Annotated in this window: 15 protein-coding genes; 4 read left to right on the forward strand and 11 right to left on the reverse strand. The window is 56.9% G+C overall.

Annotated elements, in window-relative coordinates; all coding sequences use genetic code 11:
• Positions 1–79: 79 nt before the first annotated feature.
• From O4G22_RS05590 to tadA, 3 genes are all read right to left on the reverse strand, one after another.
• Positions 80–1,459: a cytochrome c peroxidase gene (locus tag O4G22_RS05590; RefSeq protein WP_306702366.1), complete on the reverse strand. Its 1,380-nt coding sequence runs from the start codon at positions 1,457–1,459 to the stop codon at positions 80–82.
• A gap of 66 nt (positions 1,460–1,525) precedes the next feature.
• On the reverse strand, positions 1,526–2,464 hold the full coding sequence (gene lipA, locus O4G22_RS05595) for a lipoyl synthase (RefSeq protein ID WP_094137355.1): 939 nt from the start codon (positions 2,462–2,464) through the stop codon (positions 1,526–1,528).
• Positions 2,465–2,514: 50 nt separating this feature from the next.
• Positions 2,515–3,072, reverse strand: a complete 558-nt coding sequence (gene tadA, locus O4G22_RS05600) for a tRNA adenosine(34) deaminase TadA (RefSeq protein WP_290488872.1) — start codon at positions 3,070–3,072, stop codon at positions 2,515–2,517.
• Between the two features lie 144 nt (positions 3,073–3,216).
• Here tadA and O4G22_RS05605 point away from each other — a divergent pair, with 144 nt between their 5' ends.
• Positions 3,217–4,215 (forward strand): ROK family protein, encoded by a 999-nt coding sequence (locus O4G22_RS05605; RefSeq protein WP_306702367.1) that lies wholly within the window; start codon positions 3,217–3,219, stop codon positions 4,213–4,215.
• Positions 4,216–4,273: 58 nt separating this feature from the next.
• Positions 4,274–6,199, forward strand: a complete 1,926-nt coding sequence (locus O4G22_RS05610; RefSeq protein WP_306702368.1) for a heavy metal translocating P-type ATPase — start codon at positions 4,274–4,276, stop codon at positions 6,197–6,199.
• A 165-nt stretch (positions 6,200–6,364) separates the two neighbouring features.
• Here O4G22_RS05610 and rho read toward each other — a convergent pair whose 3' ends face one another.
• The 7 genes from rho to O4G22_RS05645 form a co-directional block, all read right to left on the reverse strand.
• Positions 6,365–7,789, reverse strand: a complete 1,425-nt coding sequence (rho, locus tag O4G22_RS05615; protein ID WP_306702369.1) for a transcription termination factor Rho — start codon at positions 7,787–7,789, stop codon at positions 6,365–6,367.
• Positions 7,782–8,387: a dephospho-CoA kinase gene (gene coaE / locus O4G22_RS05620; RefSeq protein ID WP_094137360.1), complete on the reverse strand. Its 606-nt coding sequence runs from the start codon at positions 8,385–8,387 to the stop codon at positions 7,782–7,784. Before coaE ends, rho begins: the two co-directional genes overlap by 8 nt.
• An 88-nt stretch (positions 8,388–8,475) precedes the next feature.
• The gene (locus tag O4G22_RS05625) at positions 8,476–11,199 is read right to left on the reverse strand and encodes an Amuc_1098 family type IV pilus outer membrane protein (protein WP_290488877.1); all 2,724 of its coding nucleotides are present in this window, start codon (positions 11,197–11,199) and stop codon (positions 8,476–8,478) included.
• A gap of 71 nt (positions 11,200–11,270) precedes the next feature.
• Complete coding sequence (locus O4G22_RS05630; RefSeq protein WP_290488879.1) at positions 11,271–12,284, reverse strand: Amuc_1099 family pilus-like system protein; 1,014 nt, start codon at positions 12,282–12,284, stop codon at positions 11,271–11,273.
• A 33-nt stretch (positions 12,285–12,317) separates the two neighbouring features.
• Entirely contained in the window at positions 12,318–13,271 is a 954-nt protein-coding gene (locus tag O4G22_RS05635; protein ID WP_306702370.1) for an Amuc_1100 family pilus-like protein, read from the reverse strand.
• A 29-nt stretch (positions 13,272–13,300) separates the two neighbouring features.
• Entirely contained in the window at positions 13,301–15,139 is a 1,839-nt protein-coding gene (locus O4G22_RS05640) for an Amuc_1101 family PilM-like pilus complex protein (RefSeq protein WP_297546608.1), read from the reverse strand.
• A gap of 50 nt (positions 15,140–15,189) precedes the next feature.
• Positions 15,190–15,906 carry an Amuc_1102 family pilus-like protein gene (locus O4G22_RS05645; protein ID WP_094137365.1) on the reverse strand — a complete coding sequence of 239 codons (717 nt, stop codon included), beginning with the start codon at positions 15,904–15,906 and terminating at the stop codon, positions 15,190–15,192.
• A gap of 194 nt (positions 15,907–16,100) precedes the next feature.
• Here O4G22_RS05645 and O4G22_RS05650 point away from each other — a divergent pair, with 194 nt between their 5' ends.
• Together O4G22_RS05650 and lgt are read left to right on the forward strand one after the other, a co-directional pair.
• Complete coding sequence (locus tag O4G22_RS05650) at positions 16,101–17,180, forward strand: M42 family metallopeptidase (RefSeq protein ID WP_306702371.1); 1,080 nt, start codon at positions 16,101–16,103, stop codon at positions 17,178–17,180.
• 11 nt (positions 17,181–17,191) lie between these two features.
• Positions 17,192–18,250 (forward strand): prolipoprotein diacylglyceryl transferase, encoded by a 1,059-nt coding sequence (gene lgt, locus O4G22_RS05655; RefSeq protein WP_297405353.1) that lies wholly within the window; start codon positions 17,192–17,194, stop codon positions 18,248–18,250.
• Here lgt and O4G22_RS05660 read toward each other — a convergent pair.
• Positions 18,247–18,891 carry a hypothetical protein gene (locus tag O4G22_RS05660; protein WP_306702372.1) on the reverse strand — a complete coding sequence of 215 codons (645 nt, stop codon included), beginning with the start codon at positions 18,889–18,891 and terminating at the stop codon, positions 18,247–18,249. The two genes, lgt and O4G22_RS05660, sit on opposite strands and share 4 nt — an antisense overlap.
• Between the last annotated feature and the right edge of the window lie 306 nt (positions 18,892–19,197).

Raw genomic sequence — 19,197 nt, forward strand, 5'->3', positions numbered from 1 at the left:
GGACACGGAAGGAAGATACAAAAAAGCCGCGCTAATGAATGTTCATCAGCGCGGCTGGAAAAGGAGTTTTTCTTCAGATTCAGGAGGCGGGGCAAACTTCGCCCCGGACAGGTTTACCGTTGTATTCTCCGGTGAGCGACTTCAGGAAGGCTACCAGAAGTCTCACCTCCTTCTTGTCCAGTTTGTCGTAACCGAGCTGGTAATGATACATCTTCGTAATGGCTTCCTCCAGCGTCTGTGCGGAGGCGTCATGCATGTACGGCCAGGTGAGTTCCACGTTGCGGAGGGTAGGAACACGGAACCGGTGTCTGTCCGATTCCTTTTTGGAGAAATTCATCAGACCGTTATCGTCATTGGTTTTGGCGCGTCCGGCAAAGAAATCGCCTTTAAGGTCGGCGTATTCAAAAGACTGTCCTCCCATGGCGGGACCGGTGTGGCAGGTTTGGCAGCCAAGCTTCAGGAAAAGCTTGTAACCCTTTTTGGCGTTCTCGCTGATGGCGTTTTTATCCCCTTTCAGGTAACGGTCAAACGGGCTGTTCGGCGTGATGAGGGTCTTTTCATATTCCGCGATGGCATTCGTGATGGTTTCACCGGTGAACCCCTGAGGGTAAACCTTTTTGAATTCTGCGGCAAAAACGGTGTCCTGATCCAGCTTGGCAGCGATCTTCTTCCAGTCATCCGGATGTTCGTAACCCATTTCCACCGGATTCAGGGGCGGCCCTCCGGCCTGTTCCTGGAGGTTGGCGGCGCGTCCGTCCCAAAATTGCTTGGCATGGAAAGCGGCATTGAAGACAGTAGGGGCGTTGATGCCGCCTTTCTGACCGCGGACTCCGGTGGAGGTGGGCAGGTTGTCCGTCCCGGCTTTTTCCAGGGAATGGCAGGAAGCGCAGGAAACGGTATTGTCCGTGGAAAGGCGCACGTCATGGAAAAGCTTGTAGCCCAGGGCCACTTTGGCCGGATCCGCGGGGAGGGCGTCCGGAATGGGGGCAAGAGGGGAAAGGGCGTATTCCTCACCTACCATGTCGCCGAAAATTTTCAGACGCTCATCCTTGATCCACTGGAGCATGGCGTTTTTCTCCCGGAGAGTGAGCGTACTGCCCCAGTGCACCATGGTGTAGGAAGTGGGAGGCATGGAATTGATTTGAAGCACATGCTCCAGCTTGGAAAGGGTGACGGCGGTGAGAGGCTCTTCCATATTGTAGCTGCGCTGCCCGTCCCTGATATGGCGCGCCAGCAGGCCTCCGGAAAGAGTATTGACCAGTTCGGAAATATGCGTGCCGGGGCTGTGGCAGTCCGCACACTTGGCGTTCATGGTCTGTGCGGTGATTTCCGCCGCCTGGGCGGACGTCAGTGGCTTGACATTCTGGTTCGGCAGGAACAGGGGGGCGACAGCCGCCGTCACGATGACCGTGCCGCCCAGAATGGCTCCTGCCTTGATGAAGGAACGTGTTTTGCTCATGAGATTCTCAATGACGTGGAATTGCCCGGATGATAAAAGGGGAGGGGTAAAAAATCAAGATTTATTCTAAAGTTCGCCGGCCTTTCTCAAATCTTCGTTAATGGCTTCCAGAACATCCGCTTCCGGGGTGAAATTGGCGGCATGGTAGGAGCTGCGGACCAGTGGGCCGGACGCCACGTGCCTGAAGCCTTTGGAGCGCGCAATTTCCTCATACCGGGCGAAATCATCCGGATGGACGTATTTGACCACCGGCAGATGGTTGCGGGAGGGGCGCAGGTATTGTCCCAGCGTCAGGACCGTGACGCCGTGCTCCAGCAAATCGTCCATGGAGCGGAAAAGCTCGTCTTCCGTCTCTCCCAGGCCCAGCATGATGCCGCTTTTGGTAGAAACCTTGCCGTTCACGCACTCCAGCGCCATCTTGAGAACGCGCAGGGACCGCCGGTACTGGGCGCGGAAACGGACGATGGGCGTGAGGCGTTCCACCGTCTCCAGATTGTGTCCGAAAATATGCGGACGGGCCGCCATCAGCGTCTGGATGGAAGAAGGCTTTTCATTCAGGTCCGAGGCTAGCACTTCAATGATTGTGGAAGGGCTGGCTTTTCTGACGGCCCGAATCACCTGGGCGAAATGTGCGGCGGCGCCGTCCGGCAAATCATCCCGGGTGACCATGGTAATCACGGCGTGGCGCAGCTTCATGTGCACGACGGCTTCCGCCACGTGCTGTGGTTCTTCCGGATCCAGCGGATCGGGCTTGGCCGTGCGGGTGGCGCAGAATCCGCAGGCGCGCGTGCACCGTTCTCCGGCAATCATGAATGTGGCCGTACCCTGGTTCCAGCATTCATAACGGTTGGGGCAGTGTGCTTCTTCACAGACGGTAAAGAGGTTCTTGCCTTCCACAAGCTGCTTGACGTCCCAGAATTCCCGGCCGTTGGGCAGGCGCACCTTGATCCATGACGGCTTGCGTTCCATTCCTTCCGCAGTTTCATTATCGTTCCGGCGTTCCATAGTCCCGCTAGCTTGCCGTGACTCTGCTGCTTTGGCAAATGCAAAGTGTTTTATTCCGGGCCGCATTCCCTGTTTTCATCCGGAGGGGCGGGAGGACACGCGGACAGTTTTTTCCGTTCTTTTGCCGCCCGCCGCGCCGCGCGGAAAAACTCCTGAAGATGAAGCAGACACTCGTCTCCCAATACGCCGGGGCGCACCTCGCACTTGTGGTTCAGGGGAGGATTGGAATCCAGCAGATTGATCCAGCCTCCCGCAGCCCCGGTTTTTGCATCCGGGCAGCCGAAAACGACGCGGTCCGGACGGCAATGGACGATGGCGCCCGCGCACATGGGGCACGGTTCCTTGGTGACATACAGGGTGCAGCCTTCCAGCCGCCAGTCGCCCAAAGCTTCCTGTGCCGCCGTCAGGGCGATCATTTCCGCGTGGGCCGTAGCATCCTTGAGCGTCTCCACCTGGTTCCAGCCCCGGCCAATCACGCGGCCATCCTTCACGACAATGGCTCCAACAGGCACTTCCCCTTTCGCGAGGGCCTTTTTGGATTCTTTCATGGCTTGGCGCATGAACCACTCGTCCGAACCGGGCATTTCCATCATTACGGAGGTTATCATGGACTGGGCGGCGCGGTTCTGGCAAGCTCTTTCTGGAAGATGCTTGTTGTGTTTTATACAGTAAGTGCGTCATGCCGCGGAAAGGTGTGGGGATGAATGCGTTTTTACGTTGATTCCGGAGAATGGGTGGCATAAGTATGACCCATGAATTTTTCAGAACCCTGTGCCCTGGCCGTGGATTTCGGCGGCACGAGCATCAAAATGGGCGTAACGGAGGGGGATCGTATTCTGGCGACGGCCGACCGCATCCCTACCGCCATGTTCGAAAGCCCGCAGGCAATCATTGACGCCATGATTGCGGCCGCCCGCACCCTGCGCGGACAATTCCCCACCGCCTGCGTGATGGGCATGGGGATGCCGGGATGGTGCGATTACCAGCAGGGAGTGCTTTACCAGCTCACCAATGTAAGGGTCTGGGATCGGCAAATTCCGGTGAAAGAGATGATGGAGCAGGCCCTGGGGCTCCCCGTCGTGCTGGATAATGACGCCAACTGCATGGCTTATGCGGAATGGAAGCTGGGCGCCGGGCGCGGCATGTCCAGCCTGGTGTGCCTGACGATGGGAACGGGGATAGGCGGGGGAATCGTGGTGCATGACCGCATGCTGCGGGGGAGGCGGCTCTCCGCTGCGGAACTGGGCCAGACCAGCATTCATTACCAGGGAAAAACGGGTCCGTTCGGCAGCCGTGGAGCCATTGAGGAATACATCGGCAACAACGAGCTGGCGGCGGAGGCGGTTAAACGGTATGCCGGGGCGGGAATCGTCAAGACGGCGGATGAATGCACGCCCAGACATCTGGACGAGGCCGCCCGGTCCGGATGCCCCATAGCCCTCCAATTGTGGGAGGATACGGCGGAAATGCTGAGCTGCCTGATCATGAACCTGATGTATACGCTGGTGCCGGACGCCTTCATCATCGGGGGCGGCGTGGCCAAGGCAGGGGATTTGTTGATGAAGCCACTGTTGGAGAACCTCAGGAAACAGTTGTTTCCTCTTCTCATGGAGGATTTGAGAATTCTGCCGGCCAGGTTTGGAGCGGAGGCGGGGCTGTTGGGGGCGGGAGCCATGGCGATGGACGAATTCATGGGGCTGGGGATTTTGGAACGGTTTAAAAACAAGAAATCACCCCAGGCTTCTTGTTAGATTAGACTAATATAAGGCTTGCCATGCCGGAGCGGCAGGCGTACAAGCGGAACAGGTCATGAGTACGGATCATCCCCATGAACATCTTCCGGAAGGAGCTTCCTGTTGTTCCGGAAGCTGCTGTTCTGGAAGCCGTTGCAGTTCTGGCGACGCCATCGGGCCCGTTCCCGCCGTGCTGGGCATTGCCTTGTTCATCAGCGCTCTGGCGGCGGGAGGCGGTTCCTGGGTCGGTGTGGCCGCCTATGCGGGCGCCTATCTGCTGATAGGCTGGGATGTGCTGAAGGCCGCTTTTATGGGACTGATGCGCGGCCGCGCCATAAATGAAAATTTCCTGATGAGTCTTGCTTCCCTGGGGGCGATGTTCCTGGGGGACTATTCCGAGGCGGTGGGGGTGATGCTGTTCTACCGCGTGGGAGAGTACCTTCAGGAACGTGCGGTAGGCAGTTCCCGCCGGTCCGTAAGCGAATTGATAAATCTGAGGCCTGAGGCCGTCCATGTGAAAAAAGCCGGCGCCGTAGATGACGTCCCTCTTTCCGAGGTTTTGCCCGGCTCCCTGATTGAAGTGCGTCCCGGAGAACGCGTTCCGTTGGACGGCATGGTGACGGGAGGCTGTTCCGTGCTGGATACCTCCGCCATGACCGGGGAATCCCTGCCGGTGGAAGCCGGGGCCGGAAGCCCTGTGCTGGCGGGGTACATCAACGGGCAGGGGGTGCTGGAAGTGCGTACGGAGCGGGACTGGCGGCATTCCGCTCTGGCGAGGATCCAGGAACTGGTGGAGGCCGCGTCTGGCCGCAAATCCCCTCTGGAGGGGAGGCTGTCCTCATTTTCCCGCATTTATACGCCGCTGGTGATTTTCATAGCCGTCCTGGTATTTTTGCTTTACCCACTTGTGACGGGCGGAAGCTGGGCGGACGGGCTGTTCCGCGCGCTGGTCCTGCTGGTGATTTCCTGTCCCTGCGCGCTGGTGCTATCCATTCCGCTGGGCTTTTTTGCCGGAATAGGGAGAGCGGCGAGGCAGGGGATTCTTCTGAAAGGAAGCAATTATCTGGATGCCCTGCGGAAGGTGAAGACGGTGGTGTTCGACAAAACCGGAACCTTGACGGAGGGTGTTTTTTCCGTGGATGAAGTGCTTCCCCGTGACGGCGTTTCCCCGGAAGAGTTGCTGTACTGGGCGGCTCATGCGGAGCTTTCCGCCTCCCATCCGCTGGGGCGTTCCATTGTGGAGGCCTATGAAGGGGCTCTGTTCCCGGACCGCGTGGCGGAACTCGTGGAGGTGACGGGCGGGGGTGTTTCAGCCCGCGTGGAAGGGAAACTGGTTCTGGTGGGAAAAAAGGCTTTTCTTCAGGAAGCCGGCATAAAAATGGAGGAGGGAGAAGACCGTGGCGTGACCGTTTATGCGGCGTTGGACGGCATTCTTCTGGGGTGTCTCCGCCTGTCTGACCGCCTCAAGCCGGGAGCGGAGCGCGCGGTGCGGAAATTGAGGAAACTGGGCGTTTCCAACCTGGTCATGCTGACGGGGGATTCTTCTTCCGCAGGGGCAGAGGTGGGACTTAAACTGGGGATGGACGAGGTATTCTGCGGGCTGATGCCTGCCGACAAGCTGGAGCATGTGCGCCGGCTGCAATCTGAAAAGGGGCTGCTTGCCTTTGTGGGGGACGGCATGAATGATGCCCCCTCCCTCGCTGCCGCCGACATCGGCATTGCCATGGGCGGCGTGGGGTCCGATACGGCTCTTCAGGCGGCTGACGTAGTGGTGATGAAGGGAGATCCTTTGGCCGTTCCTCTGGGGATGATGCTTTCCCAAGCCACAGAGCGCATCATTGTGCAGAACATCGTTCTTATTTTGGGCGTCAAAATTCTGGTCATGGCGCTGGGTATTCTGGGGCTGGCGGGGATGTGGGCCGCCGTGATGGCGGATGTGGGCGTCTGCCTGCTTGCGGTGGGCAACTCCATGCGTATTTTCCGGGTGAAACTGGACATGTGACGAAAGGGAATTCTCTTCCTCCCCCTGTTTATGGGCGGATGCTCTTCATCCCGGTATCCGGATGCTGCCGCGGAATCTTGGAATAACGGAAAATATCCTGATAAAAAAGCCTCCGTTTCGGCGGGCGGAACGGAGGCGGTGAAAAGCAGGCCCGGATAGAAAATCCTACCGCAGCCCCGTCAACAGAAGTTCCGCGTTATTCTGGGTCTTGGAGATATTTTGCAGGAGGGCCTGAAGGCCTTCCCAGCCCGGTTTCATGGCGAGCTGACGGCGTAATTGCATGATTTTGACGAACTCCTGTTCGTTATACAGCCTGTCGTCATTGCGGGTGCCGCTCTGGGAAAGGGAAATGGCCGGATAAATGCGCCGTTCGGAAAGTTCCCGGTCCAGGCGGATTTCCAGATTGCCCGTTCCCTTGAATTCTTCAAAAATCACTTCATCCATTCTTGATTCCGTATCCACCAGGCATGTGGCGATGATGGTCAGGCTGCCGCCTTCTTCCACATTGCGCGCCGCGGAAAAGAATTTGCGCGGTTTTTCCAACGCATTGGCCCCCAGGCCGCCGGACATGATGCGTCCCCCCGTCTGGTTGGCATTGTAGCCGCGGGCCAGCCGGGTGAGGGAATCCAGCAGGATGACGACGTCTTTGCCCATTTCCACCAGACGTTTGGCGCGTTCGATAACCAGGTCGGAAACCTGGGCATGGCGCCGGGAAGGTTCGTCAAAGGTGGAGGCGTATACCGGAGCGTCCACGGTTTCTTCAAAATCCGTTACTTCCTCCGGGCGTTCGTCCAGCAACAGCACAATCAGTTCTACTTCCGGGTAGTTGGCTCTGATGGAACGGGCGATTGTTTTCAGAAGAACGGTTTTCCCGCCGCGCGGGGGGGCCACAATCAGGCCGCGCTGCCCTTTGCCGAAGGGCGTCATGAGATCCAGCACGCGCATGGCGGCGGAATTGACCCCCTTGTTTTCCAGAAGAAGGCGTTCCTTGGGGAAAAGGGGGGTGAGGCGTTCAAAATCGCTGCGCGCCCGGTAATCTTCCGCAGGGATGCCTTCCACGCTGATGACGGAGGAGGCGGAAAGGTACTTGTCATGGGGCCGCAATTTGCGCAGCCTGACTTTGATCTGCTGGCCTACGCGGAGATGCAGCGGTTTGATGAGGTTGCCGCCCAGGTAAATATCATCCGGAGAGGTGCGGAAGCTTTTAACCGGATCCCTCAGCATGGCGTAATTATCTTTGGCTTGTTCCATGACCCCGGAAACCACGACTTCATGTCCCTTTGCCAGGAGCTGTTTTCCCAATTCAAAAATTAACTGGGACTTGGTGAGGGAAGCCGCGTTCCGGATGGGCAGCCCTTCCGCCATTTCCTGGAGATCGTTCAGAGGGCGGTTCCGCAGTTCATTGATATCAATCTGCTCCAGAACAGGAGTTGCCGCTTCTTCCTCCCGGACTGCGGTTCCACTGTTTTCCTCCGGGGCGGCAGCCGGCTGTTCCCCGGCTGTTTCTTCCGGAGCGGGGAGGGGCTTGGGGTGAGCTTCCTGCGGAAGATCCCCGGCGGGGGAAGGAGTATTGTCGAGTTCTTCAGTCATGAAAAAAATGTTGGTAGAGTCTTTGGGTTTGCTTGCGGAGCAGGTCCGGGGGGCCTTCATTCCAGATGACGAAGTCGGCCGCAGCCACTTTTTCCATTATGGGGCGCTGGGCCGCCAGAATGGCTTCAATCATATCCTCCCGGAATCCATTCCTGAGAGCCAGGCGGGTTTTCTGCGTTTCCCTGGAAACAGCCACCACGCACACGGCATCTTGGCAATAGCGCGCCGATGTTTCAAAAAACAGGGGCACGTCAATGACAAACCCGTCTACCTCCGCATTCTGACGCGCTGCCAGCATTTGCGCAAGACATTCTTGGTGCAGCAGGGGATGAATGATTCCTTCCAGCGTTCTGCGGCTTTCCGGATTCCGGAAAACAAGCTCCCGCAGAAAATGCCTGTCAGCCTTTCCGTGGGAGTCAACGCTGTCTGGGCCGAAAACGCCGGAGAGTGTCTCTTTCAGCGTACCGCCGTCCAGCAACCTGCCCGCTTCCGCATCACAGTCAAACAGGCGCAGACGTTTGTCTCCCGCCTCCATCAGCAGACGGATGAATGTAGATTTCCCGGTGGCTATTCCTCCGGTAACAACCAAGGTTTTCATGGGGGAAGATAAGATGCTTTTGGGATATAAAGAGCGGGTGAAAGGATTACCCTTTCACCCGCTCCAATATGGACATTATGCACGCAGCCTACATGGGAGGCAGCAGGCCTTCGGAAGCGGGAAGAGCGCTTTCCGGAGCGGCCGCAGTGGGAAGGGCATTGCCGCGTACGGGCTGGCCCGTGGCGTCAATGATCTGACCCGTTACGAAGATCATCAGGTTCTTCTTGATGTGGTTGTCGGAGTTGCTGCGGAAGAAGCGGCCGATGAGAGGCAGGTCACCGAAGATCGGCACTTTGTCTTCCACCGTCTGCACGTTTTCCGTAATCAAACCACCGATTGCCACGGTGTGGCCGTCGTAGATGAACAGGGACGTTTCAACGGACCGCTTGGAGAAGATCGGCTGCTCGATGCGGTTTTCCGTCAGCGTCAGGGACATCGGCTTACCGTCGGAACCAACGCCGGTGGACTGGATCGGGCTGCCGTAGTTCACGAAGCCTTCAAATTCCACGATGCTGGGCTTGAAGTTCAGGTCGATGATGTACTTGTTGTCGCCGATGGTAGGCACCACTTCCAGAGTTACGCCGACGGGCTTCATTTCAAACACGCCGGGAGTGGCGGGAGTGACAGGGAAGCTGGATATCTGGGGTTGGATCTGATTGCCCAACAGACCGTTCACGAGGTTGCCGTTGTTTCCGTAACCATTGTTATTGTAACCGTTATTATTGCCTACGGAATTGGGAAGTTCCGGCGGTTCATATTCGGTAGGATACCAGAATTCGCGGATGATTTCAATCTTGGCGGTTTCACCGGACTTGGCGGTTACGCTGGGAGCGGTGAGAACGTCGGACCCTTTCTTCTGAGACAGGCCGCGCATCAGCATCTGGAAAGAGCCTTCGTCATAAATGCCCGTCAGGGACATGATGCCGGGAGCGGCATTTTTCTGGGAGGCTTCAGAGCGGTTGGTGCTGTTCAGCAGATTGTCTACGGAGTTCTTGGTGATGGCGTAATCACCCGTGCGGTTGCCGCCGGTAACGAGGCCGTTGATGGTATCGCTGCCGCTGTTCACAGGCCAGCCGGTCACGCCGCCGGGGGACTGGGTAAAGCTGTCGGGAGTGGAACCGGTGCCGTAGTTCGTGCCGCCGCCCAGGAAGGTGCTGCGGTCATTGCTTACGGAGAACGGGGTGACGATCCAGTCAAAGCCGAGTTCTTCCGTGTTTTCCTGTGTGACTTCCACGAACTTGGTCATGATGCGCACCTGCTGGGATTCGCCGCGGGTGTTTTCAATGAGCTGTTCGATCAGATCCAGGTTGCCGGAAGTGTTGCGGACGACCAGGGAGGAATTGCCATTGACAAGGAATGCCGTGGCGCCTTCCGGGAAGCTGATGCCGCTCTTTTGCAGCAGGCTGCGGATGGAGGGCATGGGCTTAAGGCCGGAGGAGCTTTCTCCACCGCCGCCGAAGGGGTCGTCGCTGACTTCGCCGCCGCCGTCGCCGACGGTGGTGCGGAGAGCGGACTGGAAGCCCGGGGGCACAGAGAAGGTGCGCTGATACAGATCCACGTCATTGCCGCCGGCAGGGAGGATGGTTACTGCATAGTCTTCCACCTTCTGGCGCAGGCCGGCATTGCTGCAGATGAAACGGAGCACTTCCAGCATGGGAACATTGGTCAGTTTCAACTGGCCGATTTTGCGGGTGCGGATGCTTTCCTGCGGGGTTGCGGCCGGAGCAGCTTCCGTGACTTCCGCGGTTTCTTCGCCAAAGCCGTCTTCATCAGTCGCGGGAACGGCGGGAGCGACGGCGGCGGGTTGGGAATCATTGATGACAAAGTTAATGCCGCGTTCGCCGTTCGGGCCTACCGTGCGGTCCAGTTCAATGGACTTCTTGCGCAGATAGTCAATGGCGTCTTCTACGGTGGTGTCTTCAAAGGAGACGGAGGGGATGATGATGCTCTTGAGCTTCATCAGATTGGCCGTGGCGCCGTTGATGTCCGTGATCGGCGCGTTGTCAGTGCCGTCGGCTCCGGTCGGAACTTCCATCGGGATGGGGCGTTCCCACATCTTGTCCACTTCCGCCAGCATGGTGCTGCGGGTTTCGTCGTAAGCGGCTGCATAGTAAGCCATTCTGCGACGGTTAACCGTTTCCTGTCCGCGGCGGGCCGCCACGTTGTACGGGTCAATGGAGAGAACCTTGTTGAATTCGGCGATGGCTTTGTCGTAGTCGCCGAGGTCATAGTAACCATAGGCCATGTGAAGGAGGGTGTTCACCTTTTCCACGTTCTTCACGTGTTCGGGGGTGAGCGCCGGATTCGTGCGAATCGGATCCTTCATGTATTCGAGCGTCTGCTTGGCAAGCTTGGCGCTCCGGGGATTGAGTTTGATGGCATCCTGCAGAAGCTTGTCAGCTTCGTCATAGCGCCCCACTTTGATGTATTCCTGAGCAACGGCGATGCTGGCGTCGCCAATGTGGTTGGCGATGGCTTCCTTGCGCTGGTCGTTGATCGGCGCGGAAGGCAGCATGTTGTAAGCGGCGTTGTATTTGTCCAGGGCTTCCTTGTACTTGCCTTCGCGGTACAGGTTGCGGCCTTCCGCAAGGAGCTGCATGGCTTCCTGGGTTTGCGCTTCGCGGCGGGCCATGGCTGTGCGCGCTGCACTGGACTGGTATTGGTAACTGCCAGGTCCGGCGTAGGACGAACCCAAGGCACTGGAGGTTCCGACGGCGCCGCCATCACCAGCCTGCGCAAACGGGCAGGAGGCAGCAATGGCCATCAGCGCAATCAGGGAACGCTTCGGTTGATAAAGTGGTGCGTGGTCCATAGTTAGGTTCTTCTTTTTACATGTTTTTCGGATTTGTGAAGCTTTTTTTTCAGAAAAGTTTAAATCCGGCTCTATTTTTTCTTGCTCAGTGTTGTTTGTTCTCCAGTGACTTTGTTGGCAATGGTTACGGTCTGTGTAGCATTATCAACGGTTTTCAGCGTGTAGACCTGTTTGGCGTCTCCCGGAATCCGGAAGTCGGAACCTTCCTCTACTTCAAAGCTGGTATCCCGTTCAGGGCCGGCGGTGATAGTAAGGTTTACTTTCTTATCAATGATTGGAATGACGTATTTTGTTCCGCGCCTGATGGTGTAGGTTTGTCCGTTTTTGGTCGGCTTCAAATCCTTGACGACGGCTTCCTCGTCCGTTTCCACCATGTCCAGGCTGGGATTTTTGAATTCCTTTTTAACAACGCTGACAAGCTCGAACCTGGGTTCGTCTTTTGTATTCTTGCGGGCGCCGAACTTGCCGTTGGTCTGGACAATGTTTTTCCAAATTTCCTGTTTGGCGCGGTTCATGCCCTTAAAAGTAAAGTCATTGCCGTCCGCCTGGGTGAAAGCCAGGTAGAAACCGAACTGCTTGATTTCGTCGACAAAAAGCTTGTTGACCAGGGACGGATGGCTGTTCGGGTCATTGGGATGGGTTTTTGCCGCATATTCCTCCTCCACCGTGAAACCGTCGTTGTCAGGGTCCCGGGTCAGGACGTCCGAGTAAACGAATTCATTTTCCAGTCCGTTGTCCAGGAACCATTTGTTCGGAATGTTGCCATGGATAGGAGGGCCGGAGATGATGTCAAAGGGTTCCATTTCTCCCTCCTTAATCCAGAGATTGGGGGCTACGAAGCCCACATACTTCTGTGTTTCCTGGGCAATCGGCTTGAGCTCGTGGGAGGCGGAAAGTTCCTGGCCTACTTCCGCGGCTTTCCTGATGCCGGGAGGCGGCTCAATGGTTTTTTCGGAAATCTGTATGGGGAACTTGTATTTGTCATTCAGTCCCATAAGGGTCAGCGTACCATAGGCGGCCACCCCCAGGCCCAGGACGATTCCGGATGCCAACAGGATTTTGTCGTAATTTTGTTTTTCAGACATGTTGAAAGTATTTGCTGCGGTTGGTTGCCGTGGTTAATCTTCGGACGCTTCCTGAGCCTTGGGCTGGTTAAAGTGGATCAGATTCAGGGAGACCTGGACAAAGATCTGCTCCTTGCCCATGTAAGGCTTGATGACTTGCTGGATGGCCGGCGCCGCAGGTGCGGCCGCTTCATCCGCAGGAGTCAGGGAAGCCGCACCCGTGGCAGGTTGGTCAGCGGCAGGCTTGGCGGCCGCCGGATTGGCGATGGGTGGGGGCATCATCCGTTCGTTGCGGATCCGGATGGAGTTGATCGTGAACAGATAGTCCTGCATGCCGGTTATGGCGTTTATGGCGTTCAACACACTTTCCCGGTCGCCCTGGAAGGCGATTTCCAAAGGCATGGGAGTCCATGGGGACTGATCGGCTTCGTCCGATTCTTCCGGATTGTTCGCCGGGGTTTCAATGGGGAGCTGGGGGCGGTATACCTTGATGAATTTGGACAGGCCGCATTCCGTCAGCTTGTTGACCAGACTGTTGATGGCTTTCAATTCAAAACCCAGCGTGGAGGCTGCCTGAACGGAAGGCGCCTGGGTGCTGTAAACCTGGAAGCCGAGCCAGTTGGAGGTGTCCGTGATGAGGATGTTCTTTTTCTTGCAGGAGGAGATCAGGGAATCCCTGAATGTTTTCAGTTCATTCTGGAACGCCGTGGGTGTGGTGGGAACCAGCGCGGAAGAGGCAAGGAAGGGCTTGTAGGCCGTTTCCAGGCTGTTCACCGCCTTGGCATAGCGGTTCAGTTCCTTTTCCAGATCCTCGTTGGATGAACGGCACGGAGTGATTTCCGCAGCATTGGCGGACTTGATTTCCTTGGCGGCAATGCTGATTTTTTTGTCCAGCTCACTGCGTTTGGAATTGACGATGTACCCTGTCGCGGATAACCCCAGGAATAAGAGAAGCCCCACGCCCGCGACCATGGCGGCGGGCTTGTTGTCTGTAATCCAATTGCTCATAAAATATGTCTTGTTCGGGTTGGGTAATCTTATTTGTTAAAGTTCACGGGAATGGGCGTTTTTAACGGAAGCACCAGCTTGAAAGGCACAAAGGCTCCGGCCGCCGCGTCTACTTTGGCGTCCTTGGCTCCCAGCTCCATGATCTGGCGGGCTTCCAGCTTGACGTCTCCGGGCTTGAAGGTGAACAGGGATTCCTTGTTCCCGTCTATTTTTGCCTGAAGGTTCTGGATGATTCTCTGGCCGCCCAGGTTGCGGCGGACGAATCCGGTCAGGCGGATGGCATTGACGCTGTAAACGGTCGCTTCATCCTCGCCGGATGCGCTGGCGGAGGCCTCCGTCCTGATATCATCCACCAGGGATGTATTTTTGTCCGATGTGAAGGAATCCTTGATGACGGAGTAGCCCGTGATCTGGGTGGTGTCCTCCGGATTGAAATGGGCCAGCGGTTCAAAATCCGTGAACCAGTAGGGATAATCCTTGTGTTCCGATTGTTCCAGCAGATGCTTGATGATGTCCGCGTAGCCGTAGCGCTGGAGCGTGAGCTGCTGGTAGGAGGCCAGGGCAGAGTCCAGCTTTTTCAGTTTCTGTTCTTTCTGGCGCAGGGCGGATTGTGCCGATTTGATAGAAGTAACGATGGGCTGGACGCCGGCGAGGGTTTCCTCCGCCTTTTTTTCGCCCATATACCCTGTGACGGCATAGGCCGCGGCGCCGAGAACGGCAATGGCGGCTCCAGCGATGATGGCGGGCATTTTTTTCTGGTTGGCCCGTTTCTTGGCGACTGCGGTCGGTTCCAGATTAATATTGAGAGAAGCCCTCCCGATGGAGTGGATGGCGGTGCCGATCAATCCTCCCAGGATGAAAGCTTCTCTGGAGATGGCGTTCACGTCCACGCCGGACCCCACGCTCACGTTGTGCATGGGGTTGAAGAAGGAAATCGGAATGCCCAGTTTGTCTTCCAGGAATTCCTTGGTGTAGGGCAGGGACGCTCCGCCGCCGCACAGGTATGCCTTGACGGGAGCGCTTCCGCTCATCTGGGCGCGGTAGTGGTTGGTGGTGCGCTGAATTTCTGAAGCCAGCCTGGTCATGGCCGTGCGGATGACGGTGGCCAGATTGGCCGTGGCGGGATCCAGGCCTTCCGTTTGCCCGTTGCTCATGGAAACGAGGCCGCTGGTGGTTTTCAGGCGTTCCGCTTCCATGAAGGGAATGTTGAATTCACGGGCGATGGCGGAGGTGACGAAGATCCCCCCCGCGGAGATGCTGCGGGTGAAGAAACGGCCCTGTTCACTGTAAATCAGATCCGTGGATTTGGCGCCGATGTCGATGAGCATGACCGGCTCTTTTTCATCCGGATAACTGTCCACATACGCGTTGTACAGAGAGGTAAGCGCGCAGTCCACCTGGCCGGTGGAAAGGCCGTGGGAAACGATTTCGTCATTCAGGGAATCCAGGTCTTCCGCCTTAATGGCAACCAGGACGGCTTCCCGTTCCAGACCCTTGGCGGGGAGCAGATGGTAGTCCCACACGACTTCGTCCAGCGGGAAGGGGACGTGCTGCTGGGCTTCAAAACGGATGAGCTGTTCCACGTCGGTGTCGTCCAGGGCCGGAAGCTTGACGAAACGGATGAAAACGGATTGTCCGGAAACGGAATAGTTGACGACGCTTCCTTTGACATTGAGTTCCTGGACGAGGTCGGCGATGGCCTCCCCTATTTTTGTCAGGCGAAGGCCTTCCGCTGACGGATCCAGCACTACGAGGCGCGTGGCATAGCGGTCCAGGATAAGGCCGTCTTTGGAAGCCCTGGAAAAGACGCCCATTGAAACTCTCTGGGAACCTACGTTTAATGCGACTATTTGTCGTGAATTAGCCATGGGTGAATTTTTCTGTTAAATAAGATGAAATGATAAAAATGAATGGAACGTTATTCGCCGTCCGCCGGGGATTCTGCCGGAGTTCCGAACGGGGCAGGGGCAGAACTGGAAGCCGCCTGCTGGCTGTTGGGTCTCATAATTTCCGGATAGCGGTCGTACCAGAACACGGAGAAAGGCGTTTCATCCTTGTTCAGCAGGGGATAATAAGAGGTTTCCACGATGCTGGGGGACTGGATGGTCCACCATTTCTCCATCTTGCCGCGTTCGGTGGAATAAGTGGCGACAATCTTGCCGTTATATTCCACCACGACGCCCTGGTACTTCACCCATTTTCCTCTTCCCCCTTCCACGCCGGTAATGCGCCTGACGGAGGACGGGGAAAGGTACACGGAAGCGTATGTGTCGTCTCCCACCGGAACATTGACGTATTTGACTTCCTTATACAGTTTCAGGTACTGGCGCGCGCGGTCCGGATTGACTACCGCAATGTAGAATTTGAACGTCAGGGCGTCAATATAGCCGGATTTGGGCATGGGCGCGGCTTCCACCTTGAAGGGAATTTCAAAATCCGCCCATTTCTTCGGTTTCGGTAGCGGCCGGGGGTCGTCCTGCGTCAGGACGTTGGGGGACTGGCGCATATACAGGGACAGCTTTCCCAGGGAGACCCTCACCTGCATTCTGGGATTGCTGGTGATTTGCGCCGATGCCGCAGGGATGAAAAGCACCGCAGCCAGCATGACCGTGATAGTGTTAAGGATGGATTTCATAGCACAATTCGATTCCCTGATTAGTTACACCAAAAACCGAACTGTGGCTAGCAAAAATCTCTCGTTTCTTTCCATGCGGCGGGGGTGGAACATGACGCGGCTTCCTCCGGCGGTTCTGTCCGGGTGGTCAAGAAAAAAACATGCGTAATGGCTACGGGCTTGACCTGGCAGAAGTGTTTTCACATGCTCGGCCCATGGCGATTGATTCTGACCTGCTGAAAAAGTTTTCAGAGGCCCACGGTATTTCTGGGCATGAGGATGAAGTACGGAACATGGTGGCTCAGGAACTTGATGGATATGGGGAATTTTCTTCCGATGGTTCCGGCAGCCTGTTCTGCACCGGCGGCGGGTCCGGTCCCCGCGTGATGCTGGCCGCCCACATGGATGAAATAGGCTTCCTGGTGCAGAATATAACGTCGAACGGTTTCCTTCAGTTGGTGGGGATAGGCGGCTGGTGGCCGCATACCCTGTTAAGCCAGCGTGTCCTGGTAAAAACCCGCTCGGGTCGCGGCATCCTGGGAGTAATTGGTTCCAAACCTCCCCATTTTCTGCCGGAAGGGCAGCGCAACAGCGTTATGAGCATGGAAGCCCTGTTTGTGGACGTGGGCGCGGAAAGCGCGGAACAGGTGAAGAATGAATTCGGCATTCACCTGGGGGATCCCGTGGTGCCGGACGTGAAATTCTCCCCCCTGGAAAATCCGTTCCGGGTGATGGGGAAAGCCTTTGACAACCGCGCCGGCCTTTCTGTGATGATAGAGGCATTTAAGGAATTATGCCGGGAAGGGCATCCCAACACTCTGATTGCCGCCGCTACGGTTCAGGAAGAAGTGGGCACGCGGGGCGCCAGGACGGCCGGCGTCGCCATGCAGCCGGATTGCGTGATCGTTCTGGAAGGTCCGCCGGCAGACGATACCCCCGGGTTTGCCGTAGGGGATGCGCAAGGAGTTCTGGGTGGAGGCGTGCAGATCAGGCTGTTTGACCCCACGGCCATCACCAACCCCCGGCTGGCTGCCCTGGCCGAAAAAACGGCTTTGGATGCGGGCATTCCATTCCAGTTGACGGTGCGCCGTTCCGGCGGAACGGATGCGGCGGCCCTGCATCTCTCCGGAAAGGGAGTTCCCTCCATTGTACTGGGAATTCCCACCCGGTACATCCATGCCCATAACGGAGTGCTGGATCTGCGGGACTACCGTGCCACAGTGGAACTGACGGTGGCTCTGGCCCGTTCCCTGGACCATGAGACAGTGGAAGCCCTTACCCGTTACCTGCCCTGAAAGAAACGCTCATGAATCCGACCGCTTACGTACATGATCTGGACCCTGTCATCTGGCAGATAACAGACTCAATTGCCCTGCGCTGGTATGGCCTGGCCTATTTAATGGGCTTCATCTGCGGATACTATCTGCTTTCCTGGCTCTCCCGCCGGAAGCTGTATCCTGTTCCTCAGGACAGGATGGCGGATTTTGTCACTTACGTGGCCATCTTTGGCGTTCTGATCGGTGGAAGGCTGGGATATGTGCTCTTCTACCAGATTCCCAATCACGGCTGGTCCCAGTTTCTGGCGGATCCGCTCATGGCCCTGAGGGTGTGGGAAGGGGGCATGGCCAGCCACGGAGGGATGATTGGAGTGGGGCTGTACACGTTTTATTATGCGTGGAAGCACCGCGTCAAGTGGGCGGCGCTTCTGGACGGCCTGGCCATTGTAGCTCCCGTCGGGCTGTTTTTCGGGCGCGTAGCCAATTTTATCAACGGGGAACTGTACGGACGCATTGTTTCGCCCGGCTCTTCCCAGGGAATGATTTTCCCGGCGGAGCTTTCCCAGGATCCGGATTTGTTCGTCCGGGTGGCCTCCCGCATTTATGAAACGCCCGGATTGCTGGACAAACTGTCCCTTTCCGGCGTAGCCGTGCCGGAACGCATGACTGCCGCCTGGGTGGCCGACCGGGTAAGGGATACGCCTGCCATCAGGGAAATCGTGGGGCAGATGATGCAGGACCATGCGCGTTATCCCTCCCAGTTATATGAAGCGTTTGCGGAAGGCGTGCTTCTCTTTGCCGTGCTGTGGTTTGTGCGGGTAAGGTTCCCCCGTGCGTGGAATGGCCTGTTCTGCGGAATTTTTGCCGTTCTTTATGCCGCGGGCAGAATTATTTGCGAAGAGTACCGGGAACCGGATTCTCCTTTCTCCATGGGATTGACCCGCGGGCAGTTCCTTTCCGTTTTCCTCGTGCTGGTGGGCGCCGCTTTCTTTGCATATGCCTTCAAGACCAGGCAGACGGTTCAGGAATGCGCTTTCTATGAACCTGAAAAGAAAGACGGAAAGGAATCGTCCGGAAAGGCCGTTTAAAACGGGTCCAGGTCAAATTCCCCTGTTTGGGGAATATTGCTGGCGGGGCCTGCCTTGAAAATATCGGCAATGCAGCTGGAAAAAAGCCGCAAGTTCCGTTGGTCAAAGGCAAAACGTTCAAATTCCTTGACGGAAAACAGAGTGATGGGGTCCGTGTTGTAGGCTTTGAATTCCATGATGCCGGCGCCCGTATTCGTATTTGACAGGCGTCCCTCAATGCCTACGTCCCCGCTCATGAAGCGTCCCAGGATCAGGGAGGTTCCCGGAAGGGGGGAGACCAAGGAAACAAGATCGGACATGATGTTGCCGCCCACGTCCGTAGGTTTCAGCCTGACGATGGCGAGGTTGAGAGCTACGGCTCCCGGAATGGGGCGGTCAACCAGCTGCCATTTCATCCTTCCGCCTGTCTGTTTGGATTTATTTTCCAGCACGTTGCGGATGTCTTTCTGCAGCTCCGCCCTGAATTGCGCCGCCAGCGCCGGGGCCTCCTTGGGGAATCCGGCCTTGATGTAATCAATATTGACAGGGGCTACATACACTTTCAGCCTCGGAGAATTCCAGATGGCCTGTTCCGAGGGATTGTACCAGACGCCTTCAAAACAACTCTGCCTGGAGTCCGCGTGAAGAGAATGGGTGATCAAGGGGGAAACGGGCATTGTCCGGGAACTGGAACAGGAAAAAACCAAACCTGTTCCCAGAGCCAGGAATAGCCGTGTAATAGCGCCGCACATGCAGGGTAAGACAGCATCCGGCAGGCTGGCGTTCGAGACATGATTCGATTGACGCCAGGAATTTTTCCCGGCGGGGGCCCTGGCAATTCCGGGCGGCTTCGTGTTTCCTTCAATGGCATGGATGATGAGCGGGAAGAGCGGTTCGGCAGGGAACGGGCGAATGGCGTAAGAATAGCGGGGACGGGAAAAAGGCACGGTGAAGAATCAAAAACGGAG

It is taken from the genome of Akkermansia muciniphila, assembly GCF_030848305.1.
GTDB lineage: Bacteria > Verrucomicrobiota > Verrucomicrobiia > Verrucomicrobiales > Akkermansiaceae > Akkermansia > Akkermansia muciniphila_A.

What these genes read in the sequence shown, in the direction of transcription:
- O4G22_RS05590 (WP_306702366.1), bottom strand. Translation starts at nt 1,459, where the DNA reads ATGAGCAAAACACGTTCCTTCATCAAGGCAGGAGCCATTCTGGGCGGC.
- lipA (WP_094137355.1), bottom strand. Translation starts at nt 2,464, where the DNA reads ATGGAACGCCGGAACGATAATGAAACTGCGGAAGGAATGGAACGCAAG.
- tadA (WP_290488872.1), bottom strand. Translation starts at nt 3,072, where the DNA reads ATGATAACCTCCGTAATGATGGAAATGCCCGGTTCGGACGAGTGGTTC.
- O4G22_RS05605 (WP_306702367.1), top strand. Translation starts at nt 3,217, where the DNA reads ATGAATTTTTCAGAACCCTGTGCCCTGGCCGTGGATTTCGGCGGCACG.
- O4G22_RS05610 (WP_306702368.1), top strand. Translation starts at nt 4,274, where the DNA reads ATGAGTACGGATCATCCCCATGAACATCTTCCGGAAGGAGCTTCCTGT.
- rho (WP_306702369.1), bottom strand. Translation starts at nt 7,789, where the DNA reads ATGACTGAAGAACTCGACAATACTCCTTCCCCCGCCGGGGATCTTCCG.
- coaE (WP_094137360.1), bottom strand. Translation starts at nt 8,387, where the DNA reads ATGAAAACCTTGGTTGTTACCGGAGGAATAGCCACCGGGAAATCTACA.
- O4G22_RS05625 (WP_290488877.1), bottom strand. Translation starts at nt 11,199, where the DNA reads ATGGACCACGCACCACTTTATCAACCGAAGCGTTCCCTGATTGCGCTG.
- O4G22_RS05630 (WP_290488879.1), bottom strand. Translation starts at nt 12,284, where the DNA reads ATGTCTGAAAAACAAAATTACGACAAAATCCTGTTGGCATCCGGAATC.
- O4G22_RS05635 (WP_306702370.1), bottom strand. Translation starts at nt 13,271, where the DNA reads ATGAGCAATTGGATTACAGACAACAAGCCCGCCGCCATGGTCGCGGGC.
- O4G22_RS05640 (WP_297546608.1), bottom strand. Translation starts at nt 15,139, where the DNA reads ATGGCTAATTCACGACAAATAGTCGCATTAAACGTAGGTTCCCAGAGA.
- O4G22_RS05645 (WP_094137365.1), bottom strand. Translation starts at nt 15,906, where the DNA reads ATGAAATCCATCCTTAACACTATCACGGTCATGCTGGCTGCGGTGCTT.
- O4G22_RS05650 (WP_306702371.1), top strand. Translation starts at nt 16,101, where the DNA reads ATGGCGATTGATTCTGACCTGCTGAAAAAGTTTTCAGAGGCCCACGGT.
- lgt (WP_297405353.1), top strand. Translation starts at nt 17,192, where the DNA reads ATGAATCCGACCGCTTACGTACATGATCTGGACCCTGTCATCTGGCAG.